The following is a 22057-nucleotide window of genomic DNA, read 5'->3' as shown; positions in this document are numbered from 1 at the left end:
ATGGACACCCCGCATCAGCTCGCTTTCTCCGTCGGCCTGACCGGCGGCATCGGCTGCGGCAAGAGCACCGTGGCCGACATGTTCGCAGCCCTCGGCGCCTCGGTCATCGATACCGACCAGATCGCCCACGCGCTCACCGCCCCGCACGGCGCGGCGATGCCGGCCCTGCTCGCCGAGTTCGGCAAGGAGTTCGCCACCCCCGAGGGGGCGCTCGACCGGGCCAGGATGCGCGCCCTCGTGTTCAGCGACGCCACGGCGCGCGCCCGGCTCGAGGCCATCCTGCACCCGCGCATCCGCGACGCCACCGCGGCCGCGGCCGCCATCGCCAGCGGCGACTACGTGATCTTCGTCGTGCCCCTCCTGATCGAATCGGGCACCTGGCGCGAGCGCGTCACCCGGGTGCTGGCGATCGACTGCCCCGAGGAGCTGCAGGTGGCGCGGGTGATGGCCCGCAGCGGCATCACCGCGGCACAGGTACGCGCCATCATGGCCGCCCAGGTCACCCGCGCACAGCGCCGCGCGGCGGCCGACGACATCATCGTCAACGACGACGGACTGGACGCTTTACGCCCGCAAGTCGAGATTTTGCACGCAATGTATTTATCCCAGAGCAAACGAACTTAAAAATCAATTGAATTAGGTCAATGCGGGATTTGTAATTTTGCGCAGCATGGTTCAGAATCACGGGGTTGCTCGCCAGCCTACATTCAGAGGAATGTCATTTTGATCGTCTACGAATATCCTTTCAACGAGCGGATTCGCACGTTGTTGCGGCTGGAAGATTTGTACGAGAAGTTCAAGTTCTTTGTGCAACAAGAGCACCCGATGCAGCACCACGTGGCCCTCGCCACGATCTTCGACATGCTGGAAGTGGCCGGCCGTGCCGACCTGAAGTCCGACCTGCTGCAGGAGCTCGAGCGCCAAAAGCAGAGCCTGTTGTCCTACCGCAGCAATCCCAATGTCGCCACCGAGACGCTCGACGCCGTGCTGGCCGAGCTGGACGCCGTCAGCGGCGCGCTGGTAGCAAGCCAGGGCAAGACCGGCCAGAACGTGCGCGACAACGAATGGCTGATGAGCATCCGCGGCCGCACCATCATCCCGGGCGGCGCCTGCGAGTTCGACCTGCCCTCGTATTACGCCTGGCAGCACCGCCCCGCGCAGCAGCGCCAATCGGATATCATGGGCTGGTTCGCCCCGCTGGCGCCGCTGTTCGAGGCCTTGGCCCTGGTGCTGCGCCTGCTGCGCGATTCCGGCGGCCCGGCCAAGATGATCGCCGTGGGAGGCAGCTACCAGCAGATGCTGCAGGGAAAGGTCTACCAGATGCTGCGCCTGTCGATCGACGCATCGCTTGGCGCGATTCCCGAAATCTCGGCCAACAAGTATATGCTGTGGGTTCGCTTCACCACCCAGGACGGGGACTGCAAGCCGAAGGCGCTGGAAACAGACGTGCCCTTCAACCTGACCCTGTGTAATTTCTGATTCAACGATTGAGACGAAGATGACTGTTGTAGCCTGCCCGACCTGCGGCAAGAAGGTCGAATGGACCCCGGCGAACAAGTACCGCCCGTTCTGCTCGGAACGCTGCAAGCAGATCGACCTGGGCGCCTGGGCCGAAGAGAAGTACACGATTCCCGGCGCGTCCACCAGCGACCCGCAGGACGACAAGCCGACGGACGACTGAGCACCAGTAACAGCGCGAGCGGCATTACGGTTCCGCTGTTCTTTAGCTAACCCTAAGACCGTCGTACCCGCCACTGGCGGCTACGACTTCCGGCGAAGGCCGGAACCCAATTTGACTTTCGCGGCATATCGACGAAATTGGATCCCGGCCTTCGCCGGGATGACGTGCCGAGGGGGTGGTACTAAGTTATGCAGGGCTACTCCGGCGTCGCGTAACGCACCTTGTCCAGCCATTCCAATAACGGTATCGTCGCCGGCAGCAACGGACTGACGCTGTACCCGCCCTGCCATGCAAAGGCCTGCCCTTCCAGGCTTTGCGGCTCGCCTTCCCATTCGCGGCAGATGTAGAAATACAGGCGCACGTGCGCATGCTCGTACACGTGCTCGACGCAGCACCAGGGCTCGCCGCTGAGCGGGCGCACGCCCAGCTCCTCGACGAACTCGCGCTGCAGCGCGTGGAAGATGTCCTCGCCTGGTTCGACTTTCCCACCCGGGAATTCCCAGTAGCCGGCATAGGGCTTGCCTTCCGGACGCTGGCCCAGCAGCACGTCGCCGTTGGGGCGCATCAGGATGCCGACTGCGACGTCGACCGGTTTTGCTTTTACTGCTTCACTCATTGGTTTTTTGATCCGGCAGCCTGCCGGCGTAGTCCTTCGCAAATTGCCACGCCACCCGGCCCGAACGCGAACCGCGCTGCAAGGCCCATTGCAGCGCCTCCGTCCTTGCCGATTCGATTCTCTCCGGCATGCAGCCGAAGCTGGCCAGCCAGTGGGCGACGATGCCCAGGTAGTCGTCCTGCCTGAAGGGGTAGAAGGAGAGCCACAGGCCGAAGCGTTCCGACAGCGAGATCTTCTCTTCGACCGTCTCGCCCGGATGCAGGTCGCCGTCGTCGCCATGGGTGTAGCCGGCGTTGTCCGACATCTTTTCCGGCATCAGGTGGCGCCGGTTCGAGGTCGCATAAATGAGCACATTGTCCGACTGCGCCGAAATGCTGCCGTCGAGCGCCACCTTGAGCGCCTTGTAGCCCGCCTCGCCTTCTTCGAAGGACAGGTCGTCGCAGAAGATCACGAAGCGCTCCGGCCGTCCCGCCACCAGGTCGACGATGTCGGGCAAATCGGCCAGGTCGGCCTTGTCCACCTCGATCAGGCGCAGGCCCTGCTCGGCGAAGCCGTTCAGGCAGGCCTTGATCAGCGAGGACTTGCCGGTGCCGCGCGCACCGGTCAGCAGCACGTTGTTGGCCGGGCGGCGCAGCACGAACTGCTTCGTGTTCTGCTCGATCGCACGCTTCTGGGCGTCGACGTGCTGCAAATCCTCGAGCCGGATGGTCGAGGCGTGCAGCACCGGCGCCAGGTATTTGCCGCCACCGCCGGCGCCACCAGGGCGCTTGCGCCAGCGGAAGGCGAAACTGCGCTTCCAGTCCGGCTCGCGCGGCACCGCGGGCGGCAGCACCGCTTCGACCCGCGCCAGCAGGGCTTCGGCGCGGTGCAGGAACTGTTCCAGTGGCGTCACTCGCTTGCTCTCCTTACGAACGGTAGTCGGCGTTGATCGAGACGTAGTCGTGCGACAGGTCGCAGGTCCAGACGGTGGCGGTGGCGTCGCCGCGGCCGAGCGTCACGCGCACGGTGATCTCGGCCTGCTTCATCACGCGCTGGCCGTCCTCTTCCTTGTAGTCCGGGTTGCGCCCGCCCGCCTTGGCCACCCACACGTCGTCCAGGTAGAGATCCAGCTTGGTGGTATCCAGGTCGTCGACGCCGGCGTAGCCGATCGCGGCCAGGATGCGGCCCAGGTTCGGGTCCGAGGCGAAGAAGGCGGTCTTGACCAGCGGCGAGTGCGCGATCGAGTAGGCAATCTTGCGGCACTCTTCCACGCTGCTGCCCTGCTCCACCGTGATGGTCATGAATTTGGTCGCGCCTTCGCCGTCGCGGATGATCTGCTGCGCCAGGTTGCGCGAGATGTCGGTCACGGCTTCCTTCAGCGCTTCGTAGTCCGCACCCGAGGCGGCATCGATGTTCAGGCTGCCCGCGCCGGTGGCGACGATGATGAAGGAATCGTTGGTCGAGGTGTCGCCGTCGATGGTGATGCTGTTGAACGAGTGGTCGGCCGCGTGCTTCACCAGTTCGTCCAGCACCGGCTGCGCCACGCGCGCGTCGATCGCCAGGTAGCCCAGCATGGTCGCCATGTTCGGCTTGATCATGCCCGCACCCTTGCTGATGCCGGTCATGGTGACAAGATGGCCGCCGATGGTGACGGTGCGCGAGGCGGCTTTCGGCTGGGTGTCGGTGGTCATGATCGCCTCGGCGGCGTTGAACCAGTTGTCCGCCTTCAGGTTCGACACGGCGGCCGGCAGGCCGGCAACGATTCTATCGATCGGCAGCTGCTCGAGGATCACGCCGGTGGAGAACGGCAGCACCTGCTGCGCGTCCAGGCCGAGCAGCTTCGCGACCTCGGCGCAGGTGGCCTGCGCGTTGGCCAGGCCCTGTTCGCCGGTGGCGGCGTTGGCGTTGCCGGTGTTGACTACCAGCGCTCGGATCGGCTTGCCGCCATCCGCGACGGCTGCCAGGTTGGCCTTGCTCACCTGGACCGGCGCGGCGCAGAAGCGGTTCTTGGTGAAGACGCCGGCCACGGTCGCACTTTCGGCCAGCTTCATCACGAGCAGGTCCTTGCGGTTGGGCTTCTTGATACCGGCTTCGGCAAAGCCGATCTCGATGCCGTTGACGGGTTTCAGGTCGGCTGCGACTGGCAGGGGGGAATTGACGGCCATGGCATTCTCTTAAAAGAAAAGATAGGTAATCCGATATTGTACTGCCAGCGGCGGGTACGGCGAGCAGGCCTGTCCAGCCAGGGTGTCGCGCCCGCTTTCATGCCGTGCGCATAAAGCGATAACCCCCGCTTACACCCTCTTAATCTGCGTGTATGGTCCGACTTTTAGTGGCGCATTGAGCACGATTCATTTCTGCCGAAATATTGTTTTAAATCAAATCCTTACCGTTTCTCGATCTGGAGTATGCATATACTCGACAGGCCTGGAAACGGCATGTTGTTGCGTCTTCCAGGCACCCTTCCGGCCCCGTGCCGGAGCTATTCAAACAACACTGGAGACAACAATGAAGCAAAGCGTCAAGCTGCGGCTGCTGGCCGCGCTATGTGCAGCAATCGTTGGAACGGCGGCAGCGCCGCTCGCGCTCGCCGACGGCAAGCAGGCCGAGCTGACCGTGTCGGCAAAGCAGTACAAGCAGTACTTCCGGGAAGCCTCGAACGAATTCAACGTGCCGGTCGAACTGCTGCAGTCGATCGCCTATGCCGAAACGCGCTGGCATCCGCACGTCCCCAAGGGCAAGCTCAAGAAGAACGGCGAACCCGAGGTCGAAGTCGAGTCGCACGACGGCATGCCGATCAGCTACGGCATCATGGGTCTGCGCGACGACAATCACTTCGGCCACTCCCTGCACGAAGGCGCGGCCCTGATCCGCGTCACGCCCGAGCAGGCGGCCTCGGACACGCGTTCCAACATCCGCGCCGCCGCCGCCCTGCTCGCCCACTACGGCGCCCGCAAGAACAAGGGCTTCCCGCTCGCGGACTGGGAAAGCGCGGTGGCCCGCTACAGCGGCATCCCGCAGCCCGAGATCGCGAAGATCTACAGCTACGAAGTCTTGACCGCGATCCGCCAGGGCCGGCGCAGCGACAAATTCGAGATCGACCAGAAGCACGTCGAGATGGAGAAAGCCTACGGCAAGGAGCGGCTGCGCAAGCTGTCCGCGCGCCGCATCACCGTGGAAACCGGCACCCCCGATCCGAAGATGTCGGCGCCGGATTTCGTCGACACCCCGAACAGATAATAACGAAGCAGAATACGGAGACAACATCCATGAAGAACATGATGCGCGGCTCATTTGCCAGGCTCCTCGCTGGCCTGTGTTTGATCGCGTCGGCCCAGCCGGCGCTTGCGTCGACCGACTATCCGCCGGCCATCTGGAACCCGGCCGCCAGCTGCAATTATTCCGCCCGCACCGCCTCGGTCAGCCACGTGACCGTGCACACCACCCAGGGCTCCTACGCCGGCTCGATCTCCTGGTTTCAGAACTGCAGCGCCGGCGTCAGCGCCCACTACGTCATCCGCTCCTCGGACGGCCAGGTGACGCAGATGGTGCGCGAGGCCGACAAGGCCTGGCACGTCGGGAACTCGAACGGCTACACCATCGGCATCGAGCACGAGGGCTACATCGCCAACCCGTCCGCCTGGTACACCACCGCGATGTACAACGCCTCGGCGGCGCTGACCAAGGACATCCTCGCCTCGCGCGGCCTGGCGCAGAAGGTGTATGACGGCAGCAGCGGCTGGAGCGCCGTGCCCTCGGACTCGCTGTACAACGTCAAGGGCCACGTCAACTACGCCAGCCAGAGCCATACCGACCCGGGCTCGGGCTGGGACTGGCCGCGTTACAAATCGCTGGTAGCCGGCAGCACCTCGGGCGGCGGCACCACCACCACCTGGCCGCTGGTCCAGTACGGGAACACGGGCGAGCGCGTGCGCACCATCCAGTACCTGCTGCAGCAATGGGGCTACACGCTCAGCGTGAACGGCACGTTCGATACCACGACCCAGAACGCGGTGAAGAACTTCCAGTCCTCGCACGGCCTGGGCGCGGACGGCGTGGTCGGCAACGCCACCTGGCCGGCGCTGACCATCCTCACCCAGCAGGGCGACTCGGGCGCCAAGGTGCGCGCGGTGCAGAGCCAGCTCAACGAGAGCGGCGCCGGCATCACGGTGGACGGCGCCTTCGGCCCGGCCACGGCGACCGCGGTGAAAAACTTCCAGACCTCGAAGGGATTGAGCGCCGACGGCGTCGTCGGCGACAACACCTGGAACAAGATGGTCTGGTAAGCAGGGGTGTGCGAAGATGCTTGACCCTCACGCAAGGTGAGGGTCCAGAGTAGCGCTACGCATGAAGACGGGGAGAAGCTCGATGTTGAAAGTGGGAGAACTCGCGGCGCACGCCGGCCTGACGGTCCGCACGCTGCACCATTACGACAGCATCGGGCTGCTCTCGCCTTCGGCGCGTTCCGATGCCGGCTACCGCCTCTACAACCGCGACGACGTGGCGCGCCTGCAGCAGATCCAGGCCCTGCGCGCGTTCGGCATGGCACTCAGCGACATCGGAGCTTACCTGGACAGTCCCGCCGCCTCGCCGCTGGCCATCGTCGAGCGCCAGCTCTCCAGCCTCGACCAGCAGATCGCGCAAGCGCGGCACATGCGCGAGCAGCTGCTGCGTCTGCGCTCGCGCCTGGCCGCCGGTAAAGAGACGGACCTGTCCATCTGGCTAACCACTCTGGAGCAGATGACGATGTACGAAAAACACTTTTCGAAGGAAGAACTGGCGCGGCTGCCGCTGTACCAGAACCCCGAGGCCCAGGCCGAATGGCAGGAACTGGTGCGCCACGCCCAGTCGCTGATGAATCGCGGCGTCGCGCCGGATACGCGCGAGGCCAGAGCCTTCGCCGAGCGCTGGCTGGGCTGCGTGGAACGCGACAGCGGCGGCAACCCCGCTTTCATCCTGCGCCTGACCGCGATGGCCGGACAGGATCCGGAAGCGCAGAAGGAAATGCGCTTGACGCCTGCGCTGCTGGCCTACATGCGCACAGCGATCGCCGAGCTGCGCTTCGTCATCTACGCGCGCTATCTGCCGGCGGAGACGATCGAGCGCATGCGCCGCCACGAGGCTTCTCACTCGGACGAATGGATCGAGCTGGCCATGGCGATCCGTGCATGCATGGGGGCCGACCCGGAGGCGCGGTCGAGCGAGGCACTGGCCCTCACCCGGCGCTGGTTCGCGCTGTTCCACGATATGGTGGGCGACGACCCGGAGGTGGTGGCGCAGTTCCGCCGCGCCGGCAGCACGGAACCGATGCTGCACCTCGGCACCGGCATCGGCGACGATGTGATCGGCTTCTTGCGCCGGGCCATGCAGAACATCCAGGCGCAGGCCGCCAAGGCGTAAGCGACAGGGACGCGGTGCTGTTCAGCGCGGAATCGACAGCGCCAGCGTCTCTTTCAGCTCTTCCATCACCACATAGCTCTTCGACTGGCCGGCATCGGCCACGTGCAGGATCTCGCCCAGCAGGCGGCGGTATTCCGACATTTCCGGAATGCGGGCCTTGATCAGGTAGTCGAAGTCACCAGATACGAGGTGGCACTCCATCACCTCGGGAATGCCGAGCATCGCGCGGCGGAAGCGGTCGAAGGCTTTTTCCGATTTCTGGTGCAGGGTGATTTCGACGAACACCAGGATCTGCAGGCCCATGGCCTGCGGATTCACGCGCGCATGGTAGCCGGCGATGACGCCGTCGCGCTCCATGCGCTTGACCCGTTCGATGCAGGGCGTCAGCGACAGCCCGACCTGCTCGGCCAGGTCTTTCATGACGATGCGCGCGTCGTCCTGGAGAATCGACAGGATGTGCAGGTCGATCTTGTCGAGGACGCGGTGGGAGTTCTTCTGGACGCGCATGAAGTTTCACTGAAAACGTGTGTAATAACAGGAACCATTATTTCACCACCACCTGTATCATGGCAATCTTTTCTGAATCCGGCTTCTTTTCTTAATCAGGACTCCTCATGCGCGTTCTCGTACTGGGCAGCGGCGTGGTCGGCGTGACCACCGCATACTATCTGGCCAAGGCAGGCCACGACGTCACCGTCATCGACCGTCAACCCGGCCCTGCCCTGGAGACGAGTTTTGCCAACGCCGGCCAGATCTCGCCGGGCTATGCCTCGCCCTGGGCGGCGCCGGGCATCCCGCTGAAGGCCGCGAAGTGGCTGTTCCAGAAGCACGCGCCGCTGGCCATCCGTCCGGACGGCTCGCTGTTCCAGCTGCAGTGGATGTGGCAGATGTACCGCAACTGCACCGCCGACCGCTATGCCGTCAACAAGGAGCGCATGGTGCGCCTGGCCGAGTACAGCCGCGATTGCATCCGCGAACTGCGCGCCGACACCGGCATCGAATACGAAGGCCGCAGCCTGGGCACGATCCAGCTGTTCCGCACCCAGCAGCAGCTGGAAAGCGCCGGCAAGGACATCGAAGTCCTGCGGGACGCCGGCGTCGACTATGAACTGCTGCTCGGCCACGACCTCGGCAAGGCCGAGCCGGCGCTGGGCTCGCACGGCACCCTGGTGGGCGGATTGCGCCTGCCGAACGACGAGACCGGCGACTGCCAGATGTTCACCACCCGCCTGACCGCGATGGCGCGCGACCTGGGCGTGCGCTTCGAGTTCGATACAAGCATCCAGGCGCTCGACATCGCCGGCGACCAGATCACCGGCGTGCGCACCGACAAGGGCCTGCTCATGGCCGACCGCTACGTGCTGGCGCTGGGCAGCTACTCGCGCCTGCTGCTCAAGCACCAGTTCACGCTGCCGGTCTACCCGCTCAAGGGCTATTCGATCACCGTGCCGATCACGGACGCGAGCCGTGCGCCGGTGTCGACCATCCTGGACGAGACCTACAAGATCGCCGTGACCCGTTTCGAAGACCGCATCCGTGTGGGCGGCATGGCCGAGATCGCGGGCTACAGCCAGGTCCTGAACCCGGCGCGCCGCGAAACCCTGGAAATGGTGGTCAACGACCTGTTCCCGGGCGCCGGCGACACCCGCCAGGCATCCTTCTGGACCGGCCTGCGCCCGATGACCCCGGACAGCACCCCGGTAGTCGGCGCCACTCCGCTGCGCAACCTGTTCACCAACACCGGCCACGGCACCCTTGGCTGGACCATGGCCTGTGGCTCGGCCAGCGTGATCGCCGACCTGGTCAGCGGCAAGAAGCCGGCCATCCGCGCCGACGACCTGGCGGTATTCCGCTACGCCGGCACCCCGCAGCGCGGTGCTTCGCCCGAACTGGTCAAGGCCTGACGCGTCGATGGTGGATTCTGTGGATGCGTCCCGCGCCGGGGCGCGGCTGACGGTCGACCTGGGCGCGATCCGTGACAATTACCGGCTGCTGGCCGGGAAGACCAAGGGCGCCTGCGCGGCCGTCATGAAGGCCGACGCCTACGGGCTCGGCATGGAACAGGTGGCGCCCGCGCTGGCCCTGGAAGGCTGCAAGACCTTCTTCACCGCCCACCTGGAGGAAGGCATTCGCCTGCGCCAGCTGGTGCCCGAGGATTGCGCGATCTACGTGCTGCACGGGCCACCGCCGGGCACGACGAAGGACTGCTTCCAGTACGACCTGCGGCCGGTGCTGAACGATCCCGGGCAAATCCAGGAATGGCGCGCGCTGGCACGCACCCTGGACCGCGAACTGCCGGCCGCGATCCAGCTCGACACCGGCATGTCGCGCATGGGACTGGCGCCGGAAGACCTGCTGGCGCTCTCCAAGGACCGCAACTGGCTGGCGGGCGTGCGCCCCACCCTCGTGATGAGCCACCTGGCCTGCGCGGACGAGCCCCTGCACCCCTTGAACGAGGCGCAGCGGCGCCGCTTCGAGGAGCTACGCCAGCTGTTCCCGGGCGTACCGGCCAGCCTGGCCAATTCCTCGGGCGTGTTCCTGGGTTCCGCCTATCACTACGACCTGCTGCGCCCCGGTGCGGCGCTGTACGGCATCAATCCGCAGCCGGGCATGCCGAATCCGCTCAGGCAGGCGGTGTCGCTGCATGCGCGCGTGGTGCAGGTGCGCAGCGTCTGCGATGGCGCTGTGGTGGGCTATGGCGCGCACCATGCCTGCACCGGCGAGCAGCGCATCGCCACCATCGCGGTGGGCTATGCCGACGGGTGGCTGCGTTCGCTGTCGGGACGCGGCTTTGCCTTCGTGGACGGCGTCAAGGTGCCGATCGCGGGGCGGGTGTCGATGGACAGCATCACGCTGGACGTGACCGGGATTGCGCCCGAGCGCGTGGCGCCGGGTTCGGAAGTCGAGCTGATGGGTGCGCACCAGCCGGTGGACGAGGTGGCGGCGCTGGCGGGGACGATCGGGTATGAGGTGCTGACGCGCTTGGGCACCCGCTTCCATCGGCGCTACGTCTGATTACGCAAAATTGGATCCCGGCCTTCGCCGGGATGACGGTCTTTAGGTCAGCGGCAGGAATCGAACCGCTTGCCATTCATACACATTGAAACAACGTCGTCCCGGCGCAGGCCGGGACCCAAGTTCCCAAGCATCACGCAAATATAAAAAAACGGCCGGACATCAGTCCGGCCGTTTCCGTTTACACGCTGAAGCAGCTTACGCCAGCTTGCCGTGGCACGCCTTGAACTTCTTCCCGCTACCGCAAGGGCACGGATCGTTGCGGCCGACCTTCATGCCCAGGTAGGTGTTGTGGTCTTCCGCCGCCACAGCCGCCGAATCGGCGCGCACCGGGTTCGGGTTGAGCAGCTCTTCCGGCGCTGCCGACGGGTTGAAGTCGGCGTGCTGGAAGTTGATGTTTTCCAGCTGCGCCACCTGCGCCGCCATCGCCGCTTCGGCAGCTTCCACTTCCTCGCGGGTCTGGATGCGGACCGTCATGACGGTGCGGATCACTTCGTTCTTGATACGGTCCAGCATGTCGCTGAACAGCTCGAAGGCTTCGCGCTTGTATTCCTGCTTCGGGTTCTTCTGCGCGTAGCCGCGCAGGTGGATGCCCTGGCGCAGGTGGTCCAGCGCCGCGAGGTGTTCGCGCCAGTGGGTGTCCAGGCTCTGCAGCATGACGTTGCGCTCGAAGCCGCCGAAGGATTCCTTGCCGACCACCGCCACCTTGGTGTCGTAGGACTCCGCGGCCGCCTTCAGCACGTGCTCGAGGATGTCGTCGTCGTTCAGGTTCGGCTCGTCGACCAGCATCTTCTGCAGCGGGATCGTGAGGCCCCACTCCGCGGCCAGCACCGATTCCAGCGACGGGATGTCCCATTGCTCCTCGACCGACTCGGCCGGGACGTACTGGCGCACCAGGTCGGTGAACACGCCCACGCGCAGCGAAGCGATCAGCTCGGCCATGTCGACCGATTCCAGCAGTTCGTTACGCTGGGTGTAGATCACCTTGCGCTGGTCGTTGGCGACGTCGTCGTATTCCAGCAGCTGCTTGCGGATGTCGAAGTTCCTGGCCTCGACCTTGCGCTGGGCGGTCTCGATCGAGCGGGTCACGATGCCCGCCTCGATCGGCTCGCCTTCCGGCATCTTCAGGCGCTCCATGATCGCGCGCACGCGGTCGCCGGCGAAGATGCGCAGCAGCGGGTCGTCCAGGCACAGGTAGAAGCGCGAGGAGCCCGGGTCGCCCTGGCGGCCCGAACGGCCGCGCAGCTGGTTGTCGACCCGGCGCGACTCGTGGCGCTCGGTACCGATGATGTGCAGGCCGCCGGCGCCCACCACGTGGTCGTGCAGCGACTGCCATTCGTCGCGCAGCACCTTGGACTGCGCTTCCTTGTCGGCGTCCGACAGCGCGTCGTTGGCTTCGATCAGCTGGATCTGCTTCTCGACGTTGCCGCCCAGGACGATGTCGGTACCGCGGCCCGCCATGTTGGTGGCGATGGTGATCATCTTCGGACGGCCCGCCTGCGCGATGATTTCCGCTTCGCGTGCGTGCTGCTTGGCGTTCAACACGTTGTGCGGCAGGTTCGCCTTGTTCAGGATGCCGGACAGCAGTTCCGAGTTCTCGATCGAGGTGGTCCCCACGAGCACCGGCTGGCCGCGCTCGTAGCAGTCGCGGATGTCGTTGAGCATCGCGTTGTACTTCTCTTCGGCCGACTTGTACACCTGGTCCTGGCGGTCCTTGCGCTGCGACGGCTTGTTCGGCGGGACGACCACGGTCTCGAGGCCGTAGATTTCCTGGAATTCGTAGGCTTCGGTGTCGGCCGTACCGGTCATGCCGGCCAGCTTGCTGTACATGCGGAAGTAGTTCTGGAAGGTGATCGAGGCCAGGGTCTGGTTCTCGTTCTGGATGCGCACGCCTTCCTTGGCTTCCACGGCCTGGTGCAGGCCGTCGGACCAGCGGCGGCCCGTCATCAGGCGGCCGGTGAATTCGTCGACGATCACCACCTCGTTGTTCTGCACCACGTAGTGCTGGTCCTTGTGGTACAGGACATGGGCGCGCAGCGCCGCGTACAGGTGGTGGATCAGGGTGATGTTGGCGGCGTCGTACAGCGAAGCGCCTTCCGGCAGCAGGCCCCATTCGGTCAGGATGGCCTCGGCCTTTTCGTGGCCGGCTTCGGTCAGCAGCACGGTGTGCGCTTTCTCGTCCTTGGTGTAGTCGCCCGGGACTTCGATCTTGCCCTTGCCGTCCGGGGTCTCTTCGCCGATCTGCTGGGTCAGCAGCGGCGGCAGCGCGTTCAGGCGGTGGTACAGGTCGGTGTGGTTCTCGGCCTGTCCGGAGATGATCAGGGGGGTACGGGCTTCGTCGATCAGGATCGAGTCGACCTCGTCGACCACCGAGAAGTTCAGGCTGCGCTGCACGCGTTCGCGCACGTCGTACACCATGTTGTCGCGCAGGTAGTCGAAGCCGAATTCGTTGTTGGTGCCGTAGGTGATGTCCGAGGCGTAGGCCTTCTGCTTGCTGTCGTGGTCGAGCTGCGACAGGTTCACGCCGGTCGTGAGGCCGAGCCAGCCGTACAGGCGGCCCATCGATTCGGCGTCGCGCTGGGCCAGGTAATCGTTGACCGTAATGACGTGCACGCCCTTGCCGGACAGGCCGTTCAGGTAGACCGGCAGGGTCGCCATCAGGGTCTTGCCCTCACCGGTGCCCATTTCGGCGATCTTGCCCTCGTGCAGGACCATGCCGCCGATCAGCTGGACATCGAAGTGGCGCATCTTCATGACGCGCTTGGCGGCTTCGCGGCAGACCGCGAAGGCTTCCGGCAGGATGTCGTCGAGCGTCGCGCCCTTGGCCAGGCGGTCCTTGAATTCGGGCGTCTTGGCTTGCAGTTCGGCGTCAGACAGCTTTTCCATCTGGGGCTCGAGCGCGTTGATCTGACGCACGGTCTTTTGGTATTGCTTGAGCAGACGCTGGTTACGGCTGCCGAAAATCTGGGTCAGGAATGACATTGCTGTGTTCTAGAAAATTACGCCGCAAAAAGAGCCAGGGGTGGCTTGTACATACTAGCCGCCGCAGACCGCCTATGGCAAAAAGCTACTGATTTTATCATGCGATCCGGCCACACTTGGGGTCATTGGGCAGGATAACAAGGCTGCTGAACAGCAGAATGTTATCAAATTGCACTGCGCGTACACCACGCGCCACGTTCCCAGGGCCCTTCGCCCGCGCACGGGCGGCGAATATGGTATGTTGCGGGCATAGCGAACCCGCTCTTCTTCTCCCTTTTTCCTGTCCCTGTTTACCAGTGCATATCTACGGTACCAAGAACCGGCAGACCTCGATCGTCGCGACGGATTTCCTGCGCAAGAACGACCGCATGGCCAGCCTCCTGCCCGCCGCGATGCGGATGGCGCGCCTGCAGTCCGACTGCGCCGCCATCCTGCCCGTCATGGCCGGCAATACCGACGTGATCTCGTTCCAGGACGGGGTGCTGGTGCTGGCCGTGCCGAGTTCGGCCGTCGCGGCAAGGATGAAGCAGATGCTGCCCAAGCTGCAGTCGGCGCTGGCGCAGCGCGGCTGGGCGGTGGAGTCGGTCAAGCTGAAGGTGCAGGTGGCGCGCGCCATGCCGGACGACAAGCCGCAGATGCGCACCCTGGAGCTGCCGAAGACGGCGGTGCAGGCCTTCGAGGAACTGGCCGAGTCGCTGGAGGACAGCAGCCAGAACAAGGATCTGGTGGCGGCGTTGAGGAGGTTGGCGGAGAGGCGGAAGTAGTTCTTTGCTTCTTTGGCTAAACGACACGCTAGCGGTTTGCCGCTAACTTGGGTACCGGCCTTCGCCGGTACGACGTACTACTGCTAGTGGCAACAAGTAACTATCGTTTACTCCACCGCCCTAAAAACCGTCGTTCCGGCGAAGGCCGGAACCCAATTTCTGCATGCACGCCATAAGACTGAGCGTGCACCACAGAATCACATCTGCGCCCACTCCCGCGTCATTTGCCGCAGGTAGGACGGCGGCGCCTCGCTCAGCGAATCGAACTCCACCCACTCGTAGGCGTCCGGCGTTGCCAACAGCTTGCGCAGCAGTTCGTTGTTGAGCGCATGGCCCGACTTGTGGGCCGTGTAGCTGGCCAGCAGCGGGTGGCCGACAATGTACAGGTCGCCGATCGCGTCGAGGATCTTGTGGCGCACGAACTCGTCCTCGTAGCGCAGCCCGTCCGCATTCAGGATGCGGTACTCGTCCATCACGATCGCGTTCTCCAGCGAACCGCCGCGCGCCAGGCCCATGCCGCGCAGGGTTTCCACGTCCTGCATGAAGCCGAAGGTGCGCGCCCGCGCCACGTCGTGCACGTAGGAGACGTCGCCGAAATCCACCGAGGCGCGCTGCATGGTGCCGTCCACGGCCGGGTGGTTGAATTCGATGAAGAAGTCGAGCTTGAAGCCGTCGTAGGGCGACAGGCGCGCCCACTTCTCGTTCTTGCCCTCGCCCTGGCGGATCTCGACGTCCTTCAGCACGCGGATGAACTTCTTCGGCGCGTCCTGCTCTTCCAGACCGGCCTGCTGCAGCAGGAACACGAAGGAAGCCGCCGAGCCGTCCATGATCGGGATCTCTTCGGCCGTCACGTCGACGGTCAGGTTGTCGATGCCGAGGCCGGCGCAGGCCGACATCAGGTGCTCGACGGTGGAGACGCGCGCGTTATCCTTGATCAGGACCGTGGCCATGCGGGTCTCGCCGACCACGTCGGCCGCGCTCGGGATGGCGACGATGGGGTCGTAATCGACGCGGCGGAAGGTGATGCCGGCGCCCGGCGGCGCCGGACGCAGGGTCAGTTCGACCTTGGTGCCCGAATGGACGCCGACACCGGTGGTGCGGACGACCTGTTTGATGGTTCGTTGTTTCAACATCCGGCGATTATAGCCCAGCGCTTATTGGCCCGCTGAGGCCATGCCGTCCTTACGGATGATCCGACTCCACGTGCACTTTTTCGTGGCGAATCAGATACATACCACTGCCGATGATGATCGCCGCGCCCACCACCGTCCAGCCGTCCGGCAGGGTTTTCCACAGCATCCAGTCGAGGCCGACCGCCCAGGCCAGGGCCGTGTACTCGAAGGGCGCCACACTCGAGGCGTCCCCCTTGGCGAAGGCTTCGGTGATGGCCAGCTGGCCGATGAAGCCGCTCAAGGCCAGGCCCAGCAACAGCGGGATATCGCTCATCCGCATCCCGACCCAGCCCGGCGCCGCCAGCAAGCCGGCGCCGATCGACATCATGACCATCAGCCAGAACACCATGTGCTCGCTGCGGTCGGTCCTGGCCAGGATGCCGACCGTGATCGCCGAGACCGCGTACATCGCGGCCGCCCCCAGCACGGCCAGGCCGCCGATGGTGAGGAAGCCGGCGCCGCTCGGGCGCAGCACCACCAGCACACCGCACAGTCCAACGGAGATGGCAATCCAGCGGGGTACGTCGACGCGCTCCTTCAGGAACCATACGGAAAGCGCTGTGATGATCGCCGGCGCGATGAAGAAGATCGTGTAGGCCTCGGCCAGCGACAGCTTGCGGATGCCGAAGGCGAAGAAGCTGAGCATGGCGATGCCGAGCACCGCGCGCAGGATATGCAGTGGCCAGCGGATGCGGAAGATGTCGCCGTAGCCGACCTTGATGCCGACGTAGACCGCGATCAGCGGCAGCGAGGTGAGCGAGCGCAGCGCGGCCACCTGGATCGCCGGGTAACTCTGCGAGAGCAGCTTCATCATCGTGTCCATCAGCGCGAACATGAACACGGCCAGCACCATCGCGTAGATGCTGTACAGGTTGCCGGCGGGCCGCTTCACAAGTGCTTTTCCATGAACAGGCTCAAGGGGTCGGGCTGGTAGTCGCCAAAGGCGTCGCGGCGCACGAAGCCCATCCGCTCGTACAGGGCGATCGCTTCCGGCTGGTGAATGCCGGTTTCTAACCTCAGGACCTGCAGTCCCGACATGCGCGCGAACATCACCAGTTGCTCCAGCAGCTTGCTGCCGATGCCGCGGCCGCGGCCCGCTTCCTCGACATACATGCGTTTGACTTCGCCATAGGCGCCGCGATTGGCGAGCGCCGCGCAGCCGACCGCCGCTCCTGTCACGTCGCGCGCGACCAGGAACAGCACGTCGCCGGCCAGCAGCGACGCAATGTCCATCAGGTGGTTGGATTCGGCCGGATACAGCGACGCGCAGTAGGCGTCGAGCTGGTCCAGCATGGCCCGCACTTCGGGCTGGTCAGGAGATTCGGCGTTGATGATCATGATTGAAAAACGGCGCCGCAGCGCCGTTTGCACAGGGTAGCGGGCAGTTTAGCCCAGTTGTTCCAGCATCTTTTCGGCGCTCGAGACTTCGAAGCCGGCGGTTTCCACGTTCAGCTGCTTGACGACGCCGTCTTCGACCAGCATCGAGTAGCGCTTGCAGCGGGTGCCCATGCCGTGCTTCGAGAAGTCGGCGTCCAGGCCCAGGGCTTTGGAGTAGTCGGCATTACCGTCGGCCATCATGCGCACGATGCCGGTGGCCTTCTGGTCGCGGCCCCAGGCGCCCATCACAAAGGCGTCGTTCACCGAGATGCACCAGATCTCGTCCACGCCCTTGGCCTTCAGTGCCTCGGCATTCTTCACGAAACCCGGCACGTGCTGGGCCGAGCAGGTCGGGGTGTAGGCGCCCGGCAGGCCGAAGATGACGATCTTCTTGCCCTTCGCCAGTTCAGCAACCTGGAACGTGTTCGGGCCCAGCGAGCAGCCGGCGGTTTCGGTTTCGATGAATTCCGACAGGGTGCCTTCCGGCAGGCGGTCGCCGATCTGGATGGTCATGGGGTGTACTCCTTCAGTTTTGAGAATCTGGCAATTATCGCCGATGTGGCGATGGTCTGCAGGAAGCGACGTCACAAAGCAGAAGGGCCAGCTAGTGCTGGCCCTTCTTTATTCAGCTAATCCTGAAAATCAGTCAGCCTGCTTGCGCAGGAAGGCCGGGATGTCGTAGGTCTCGACGCCGTTGCGCTGCATCGCCTGCACCTGCTCGGATGCCTGCTCGCGGCGCCACACGGCCGGCTGCTTCATGCCGCCCATGGCGTCGCCGCCTGCGTGGCCCATGGTCAGGCCGCCGGCCACGGTCGAGGCGCCAGCCATCACCGGGGCGTTGTAGGTGCCGGTCTTGAGCATCTGCTGCGGCTGCACCAGCTGCATCTTCTTGTTCTTGCCCAGGCCGGTCGCGACCACGGTCACGCGCAGCTCGTCGCCCATCGCGTCGTCGTAGGCGATGCCCTGTGCGATCGAGGCGTCCGGCGCCGCGAAGGCGCGCACGGCGGCCATGACTTCCTTGATCTCCTTGCCCTTCAGGCCACGGCTTGCGGTCACGTTGACCAGCACGCCCTTGGCGCCCGACAGGTCGATGCCGTCCAGCAGCGGCGACGCCACGGCCTGCTCGGCGGCGATGCGCGCACGGTCCACGCCCGACGCGGTCGCGGTGCCCATCATGGCCTTGCCCTGCTCGCTCATGATGGTCTTCACGTCGTTGAAGTCGACGTTGATGTGGCCCGGCACGTTGATGATCTCGGCGATACCGGCGACGGCGTTGTTCAGGACGTCGTCGGCGTGCTTCATCCAGTCGAGCATCGATTCGTCTTCGTAGATGTCTTCCAGCTTTTCATTGAGGATGACGATCAGCGAGTCGACGTGCTTGGTCAGCTCTTCCAGGCCCGCTTCCGCGACCTGCATGCACTTGTCGCCTTCGTAGGAGAACGGCTTGGAAACCACGGCAACGGTCAGTGCGCCCATGGTCTTGGCCACTTCGGCGACGATCGGCGCGGCGCCGGTGCCGGTGCCGCCGCCCATGCCGGCGGCGATGAAGACCATGTGCGCGCCGCGCAGCGCATCTTCGATGCGCGAACGCGACTGCTCGGCGAGCTGGCGGCCCACTTCCGGACGCATGCCCGCGCCCAGGCCGGATTCACCGATCTGGATGATGTTGTTTGCGCTCGAAACGGCAAGTGCCTGCGCATCCGTGTTTGCGGCGATGAACTCGACACCGGACACACCCTTGTTGATCATGTGCTGAACCGCGTTGCCGCCGGCGCCGCCGACGCCGACAACTTTGATAACGGTTCCCAGTGCTGCGTTATCGACCATATCGAACTCCATATCGAACTCCCAATTTTCAAGTTGCCGCTTCCGTTTCAAGACTGGTGCCAGGCCCCTGGCAGAGCCTTGAAACCGGAAGTAGCGATTGTATTTAAAAAATCTTTACCCGTGAACGCTTTGTTGCTGACGTACTGAAAAAATTCACGCCTTGCCCGACTGTTAATCCCTGCTCTCGCTTTTAGAAGTTCCCCGCTATCCATTCCTTCATGCGCTGCCACACTGCCTTCACCGAACCATCCTGACGCGTGACGATGTGTCCGCGCAGGTACTGCTTCTTCGCTTCCAGCAGCAGGCCGAGCACCGTGGCGTAGCGTGGGCTGCGCACGACGTCGGCCAGCTGGCCGCGGTAATCCGGCGTGCCGAGGCGCGCCGGTTTGAGGAAAATGTCTTCGGCCATCTCGATCATGCCGGGCATGATCGAGCTGCCGCCGGTGAGCACGATGCCCGACGAGAGCACGCCCTCGTAGCCCGACTCGCGCACCACCGTGTGCACCATCGCGAACAGCTCTTCGACGCGCGGCTCGATCACGGCCGCCAGCGCCTGGCGCGACAGGGCGCGCGGTCCGCGGTCGCCCAGCCCCGGCACCTCGAGCGTCTCGCCCGGGTCGGCCAGCACCTGCTTGGCGACGCCGTAGCGGATCTTGATGTCCTCGGCCTCGCCGGTCGGCGTGCGCAGCGCCATCGCGATGTCGCTGGTGATCTGGTCGCCGGCGATCGGCAGCACGGCGGTGTGGCGGATCGCGCCATCCGAGTACACGGCGATGTCGGTGGTGCCGCCGCCGATGTCGATCAGGACCACGCCCAGTTCCTTTTCGTCGGTGGTCAAGACGGAATCGGCCGAGGCAATCGGCTGCAGGATCAGGTCCGAGACCTCGAGCCCGCAACGGCGCACGCACTTTACAATATTCTGGACCGCGGATACCGCACCGGTGACGATGTGCACGCGCACTTCCAGGCGGATGCCGCTCATGCCGATCGGCTCGCGCACGTCTTCCTGGTTGTCGACGATGAATTCCTGCGGCACCGTGTGCAGCAATTGCTGGTCGGTCGGGATGTTGACCGCCTTGGCGGTCTCGATCACGCGCGCCACGTCGGTGGCGGTGACTTCCTTGTCCTTGATCGCAACCATGCCGCTCGAATTGAACGAACGGATATGGCTGCCGGCGATGCCAGCATAGACGTTGCGGATCTTGCAGTCGGCCATCAGCTCCGCTTCCTCGAGCGCGCGCTGGATCGACTCGACGGTGGCCTCGATGTTCACGACCACGCCCTTCTTCAATCCTTTCGACTCGTGCTGACCGAGGCCGATCACCTCGTGGCGTCCGTCGGACATCACTTCGGCCACGACCGCCACCACCTTCGAGGTGCCGATGTCGAGGCCGACGATCAGGTTCTTCGCGTCTTTAGTCATTGCTGTTGCCTGCTTATGTTTGCTTGGTTGTTTTGTTGGGTTGATTCGGTTTTTTCTTTACCGGCTTTACTGGTTTACTGGCGTCGTCCGGCACCGAAAGCAGAGCCGAGGACAGCGCCAGGCCGTTCGGGTAGCGCATGTCGATGGTGTCGATGCGCCCTTCCTGCAGCCGCGCGACAAGCTGCGGGTAGACGCCCACCAGCCGCTGCACGCGCTTCTTCAGCGTGTCCTTGTCCTGCTCGCGCCCCAGGGCCACGCTCATGCCGTTGTCCAGCTTCACGGTCCAGGCATACCGGTCGGACAGCGACAGCGCCATCGGCGCCAGCTGTACCGGCGCAAACAGCGAACGCAGTTCGGTGAAGCGGGCCAGCACTTCCTTCTCGCTGCCGCGCGGGCCGCTGAAGGCCGGCAGCTCGTGGTCGTCGTCGGCCTCGGCCAGGTTGGCGGTAAACACGTCGCCCTTGACCGACAGCAGGCGGCCATCCTCGCCCCAGGTGCCGAGCGCCTCGTGCTCTTCCACCTCGACGATCAGCTGGTCCGGCCATTCGCGGCGCACGGTGGCGCGCCGCACCCAGGGCACGGTCTCGAACGTCGCCCGCACCCCTTCCAGGTCCGTGGTGAAGAAGTTGCCGCGGATCTTGCCGATCACGCCGTTGCGCACCGTGAGTTCGTTCACGTGGCGCAGCGGCAGCTGGTACATGCTTTCCACCGTCACCGCGCGCAGCGAGAACATGGGGAGCTGCGACAGCCACCACACGCCGGACCCGATACAGGCGAGCACCACCAGCGCCACCAGGCTGCTGGCGGTTGCGTTGAGGGCGCGGATGTCATGCCACATGCGTTCTTATCCCTCTACCTTCTTCGCCATTTTCAGGCGGGCGGAGGCCAGGATCTCCAGGCACAGGTCCTCGTAGCCGATGCCCACCGCGCGCGCGGCCATCGGCACCAGCGAGTGCGAGGTCATGCCCGGCGAGGTGTTCACTTCCAGCAGGAAGGGACGCATGTCTTCCTTGCGCACCAGCACGTCGATCCGGCCCCAGCCCTCGCAGCCGAGCGCGCGGTAGGCGTTCACGGCGTGGCGCTGGATCTCTTCCGTCAGGGCCGCATCCAGCGGCGCCGGGCAGTGGTACTGGGTGTCGTCGGTGAAGTACTTGTTCTGGTAGTCGTAGTTGCCTTCCGGAGCCACGATCTCGACGATCGGCAATGCGCGCGCGCTCTTGCCGGTGCCCAGCACGGCGACGGTGAACTCGCGCCCGGTGACGAATTCCTCGGCCAGCACCACCGGGTCGAAGCCGATGGCCAGGTCGACGGCGGCCTTCAGCTCGTCGGCCTTGCTCACCTTGGTGATGCCGATGGTCGAACCTTCGAGCGGCGGCTTGACGATCATCGGCAGGCCGAGCGCGACCAGGACTTCGTCGAGGTCGGTGGACGGATCGATCGCCATGTAGTCCGGCGTCGGGATCTCGTCCATCTTCCAGATCTTCTTGGTGGTGATCTTGTCCATGCCGACCGCGGACGCCATCACGCCGCTGCCGGTGTAGGGAATGCCGAGCTGCTCGAGCGCGCCCTGCAGGCTGCCGTCCTCGCCGTAGCGGCCGTGCAGCGCGATGAAGACACGGTCGAACTTCTGCTCGGCCAGTTCGGCCAGGCTCTGGGTGCCCGGATCGAAGGGGTGGGCATCGACGCCACGCGATTTCAGGGCGTTCAGGACGCCGGTGCCGGACATGATCGACACGTCGCGTTCGGCGGAGCGGCCGCCGAACAGCACGCCGACCTTGCCGAAGGATGCCGGATCAAAGGTGGGAGTAGTTACGTTCACGA

Annotated in this window: 22 protein-coding genes; 9 read left to right on the top strand and 13 right to left on the bottom strand. The window is 64.7% G+C overall.

Annotation, left to right across the window (positions count from 1 at the left end; translation table 11 throughout):
- The 3 genes from coaE (at window position 1) to yacG (ending at window position 1681) form a co-directional block, all read left to right on the top strand.
- On the top strand, window positions 1-624 hold the full coding sequence (gene coaE / locus FG94_RS10800) for a dephospho-CoA kinase (protein WP_036210900.1): 624 nt from the start codon (window positions 1-3) through the stop codon (window positions 622-624).
- A gap of 99 nt (window positions 625-723) precedes the next feature.
- Complete coding sequence (gene zapD, locus FG94_RS10795; RefSeq protein WP_036210897.1) at window positions 724-1479, top strand: cell division protein ZapD; 756 nt, start codon at window positions 724-726, stop codon at window positions 1477-1479.
- A 19-nt stretch (window positions 1480-1498) separates the two neighbouring features.
- Window positions 1499-1681 (top strand): DNA gyrase inhibitor YacG, encoded by a 183-nt coding sequence (yacG, locus tag FG94_RS10790; RefSeq protein WP_036210894.1) that lies wholly within the window; start codon window positions 1499-1501, stop codon window positions 1679-1681.
- Between the two features lie 196 nt (window positions 1682-1877).
- On the opposite strand, the gene FG94_RS10785 is transcribed toward yacG, so the two are convergent.
- The 3 genes from FG94_RS10785 to argJ are packed head-to-tail and all read right to left on the bottom strand — an operon-like array spanning window position 1878 to window position 4441.
- Window positions 1878-2297 carry an NUDIX domain-containing protein gene (locus FG94_RS10785; RefSeq protein WP_036210892.1) on the bottom strand — a complete coding sequence of 140 codons (420 nt, stop codon included), beginning with the start codon at window positions 2295-2297 and terminating at the stop codon, window positions 1878-1880.
- On the bottom strand, window positions 2290-3189 hold the full coding sequence (locus FG94_RS10780) for an ATP-binding protein (protein WP_036210889.1): 900 nt from the start codon (window positions 3187-3189) through the stop codon (window positions 2290-2292). Before FG94_RS10780 ends, FG94_RS10785 begins: the two co-directional genes overlap by 8 nt.
- A gap of 13 nt (window positions 3190-3202) precedes the next feature.
- Complete coding sequence (gene argJ / locus FG94_RS10775) at window positions 3203-4441, bottom strand: bifunctional glutamate N-acetyltransferase/amino-acid acetyltransferase ArgJ (RefSeq protein WP_036210886.1); 1239 nt, start codon at window positions 4439-4441, stop codon at window positions 3203-3205.
- A 343-nt stretch (window positions 4442-4784) separates the two neighbouring features.
- On the opposite strand from argJ, the gene FG94_RS10770 reads away from it, so the two are divergent.
- The 3 genes from FG94_RS10770 (at window position 4785) to FG94_RS10760 (ending at window position 7676) form a co-directional block, all read left to right on the top strand.
- A complete protein-coding gene (locus FG94_RS10770) occupies window positions 4785-5516 on the top strand; it encodes a transglycosylase SLT domain-containing protein (RefSeq protein ID WP_036210883.1) in 732 nt (243 codons plus the stop codon).
- A gap of 29 nt (window positions 5517-5545) precedes the next feature.
- Window positions 5546-6562: a peptidoglycan-binding protein gene (locus FG94_RS10765; RefSeq protein WP_051996443.1), complete on the top strand. Its 1017-nt coding sequence runs from the start codon at window positions 5546-5548 to the stop codon at window positions 6560-6562.
- A gap of 82 nt (window positions 6563-6644) precedes the next feature.
- Window positions 6645-7676: a MerR family transcriptional regulator gene (locus FG94_RS10760; RefSeq protein ID WP_036210880.1), complete on the top strand. Its 1032-nt coding sequence runs from the start codon at window positions 6645-6647 to the stop codon at window positions 7674-7676.
- Window positions 7677-7697: 21 nt separating this feature from the next.
- Here FG94_RS10760 and FG94_RS10755 read toward each other — a convergent pair whose 3' ends face one another.
- Entirely contained in the window at window positions 7698-8183 is a 486-nt protein-coding gene (locus FG94_RS10755; RefSeq protein WP_027866013.1) for an Lrp/AsnC ligand binding domain-containing protein, read from the bottom strand.
- A 107-nt stretch (window positions 8184-8290) separates the two neighbouring features.
- Between FG94_RS10755 and FG94_RS10750 the strand changes: the two genes are divergently transcribed.
- Together FG94_RS10750 and alr are read left to right on the top strand one after the other, a co-directional pair.
- Window positions 8291-9580 (top strand): D-amino acid dehydrogenase, encoded by a 1290-nt coding sequence (locus FG94_RS10750; protein WP_036210877.1) that lies wholly within the window; start codon window positions 8291-8293, stop codon window positions 9578-9580.
- Window positions 9581-9599: 19 nt separating this feature from the next.
- The gene (alr, locus tag FG94_RS10745; protein WP_229445908.1) at window positions 9600-10691 is read left to right on the top strand and encodes an alanine racemase; all 1092 of its coding nucleotides are present in this window, start codon (window positions 9600-9602) and stop codon (window positions 10689-10691) included.
- A 198-nt stretch (window positions 10692-10889) separates the two neighbouring features.
- Here the strand turns inward: alr and secA are convergent, their stop codons facing one another.
- Window positions 10890-13673 (bottom strand): preprotein translocase subunit SecA, encoded by a 2784-nt coding sequence (secA, locus tag FG94_RS10740; RefSeq protein WP_036210871.1) that lies wholly within the window; start codon window positions 13671-13673, stop codon window positions 10890-10892.
- Window positions 13674-13969: 296 nt separating this feature from the next.
- On the opposite strand from secA, the gene FG94_RS10735 reads away from it, so the two are divergent.
- A complete protein-coding gene (locus tag FG94_RS10735) occupies window positions 13970-14437 on the top strand; it encodes a DciA family protein (protein ID WP_036210868.1) in 468 nt (155 codons plus the stop codon).
- A 197-nt stretch (window positions 14438-14634) separates the two neighbouring features.
- On the opposite strand, the gene lpxC is transcribed toward FG94_RS10735, so the two are convergent.
- From lpxC to FG94_RS10695, 8 genes are all read right to left on the bottom strand, one after another.
- Window positions 14635-15570 carry a UDP-3-O-acyl-N-acetylglucosamine deacetylase gene (gene lpxC, locus FG94_RS10730; protein WP_036210866.1) on the bottom strand — a complete coding sequence of 312 codons (936 nt, stop codon included), beginning with the start codon at window positions 15568-15570 and terminating at the stop codon, window positions 14635-14637.
- Between the two features lie 49 nt (window positions 15571-15619).
- Window positions 15620-16462: a DMT family transporter gene (locus tag FG94_RS10725; RefSeq protein ID WP_036211088.1), complete on the bottom strand. Its 843-nt coding sequence runs from the start codon at window positions 16460-16462 to the stop codon at window positions 15620-15622.
- A 35-nt stretch (window positions 16463-16497) separates the two neighbouring features.
- Window positions 16498-16947 (bottom strand): GNAT family N-acetyltransferase, encoded by a 450-nt coding sequence (locus tag FG94_RS10720; protein ID WP_036210863.1) that lies wholly within the window; start codon window positions 16945-16947, stop codon window positions 16498-16500.
- A gap of 48 nt (window positions 16948-16995) precedes the next feature.
- Window positions 16996-17499 (bottom strand): peroxiredoxin, encoded by a 504-nt coding sequence (locus tag FG94_RS10715; RefSeq protein ID WP_036210860.1) that lies wholly within the window; start codon window positions 17497-17499, stop codon window positions 16996-16998.
- 129 nt (window positions 17500-17628) lie between these two features.
- Window positions 17629-18825, bottom strand: coding sequence for a cell division protein FtsZ (gene ftsZ / locus FG94_RS10710; protein ID WP_027867864.1), 1197 nt, complete (start codon window positions 18823-18825; stop codon window positions 17629-17631).
- 178 nt (window positions 18826-19003) lie between these two features.
- Window positions 19004-20236 carry a cell division protein FtsA gene (gene ftsA / locus FG94_RS10705; RefSeq protein ID WP_036210857.1) on the bottom strand — a complete coding sequence of 411 codons (1233 nt, stop codon included), beginning with the start codon at window positions 20234-20236 and terminating at the stop codon, window positions 19004-19006.
- A gap of 13 nt (window positions 20237-20249) precedes the next feature.
- Window positions 20250-21074 carry a cell division protein FtsQ/DivIB gene (locus FG94_RS10700; RefSeq protein ID WP_036210854.1) on the bottom strand — a complete coding sequence of 275 codons (825 nt, stop codon included), beginning with the start codon at window positions 21072-21074 and terminating at the stop codon, window positions 20250-20252.
- 6 nt (window positions 21075-21080) lie between these two features.
- Complete coding sequence (locus tag FG94_RS10695; RefSeq protein ID WP_036210851.1) at window positions 21081-22055, bottom strand: D-alanine--D-alanine ligase; 975 nt, start codon at window positions 22053-22055, stop codon at window positions 21081-21083.
- Between the last annotated feature and the right edge of the window lie 2 nt (window positions 22056-22057).

This window comes from Massilia sp. LC238 (genome assembly GCF_000735635.1).
GTDB classification, from domain to species: Bacteria; Pseudomonadota; Gammaproteobacteria; order Burkholderiales; family Burkholderiaceae_D; genus Telluria; species Telluria varians.
Note: the sequence above shows the minus strand (reverse complement) of the source record. Positions and strands in the feature narration are given on the sequence as shown.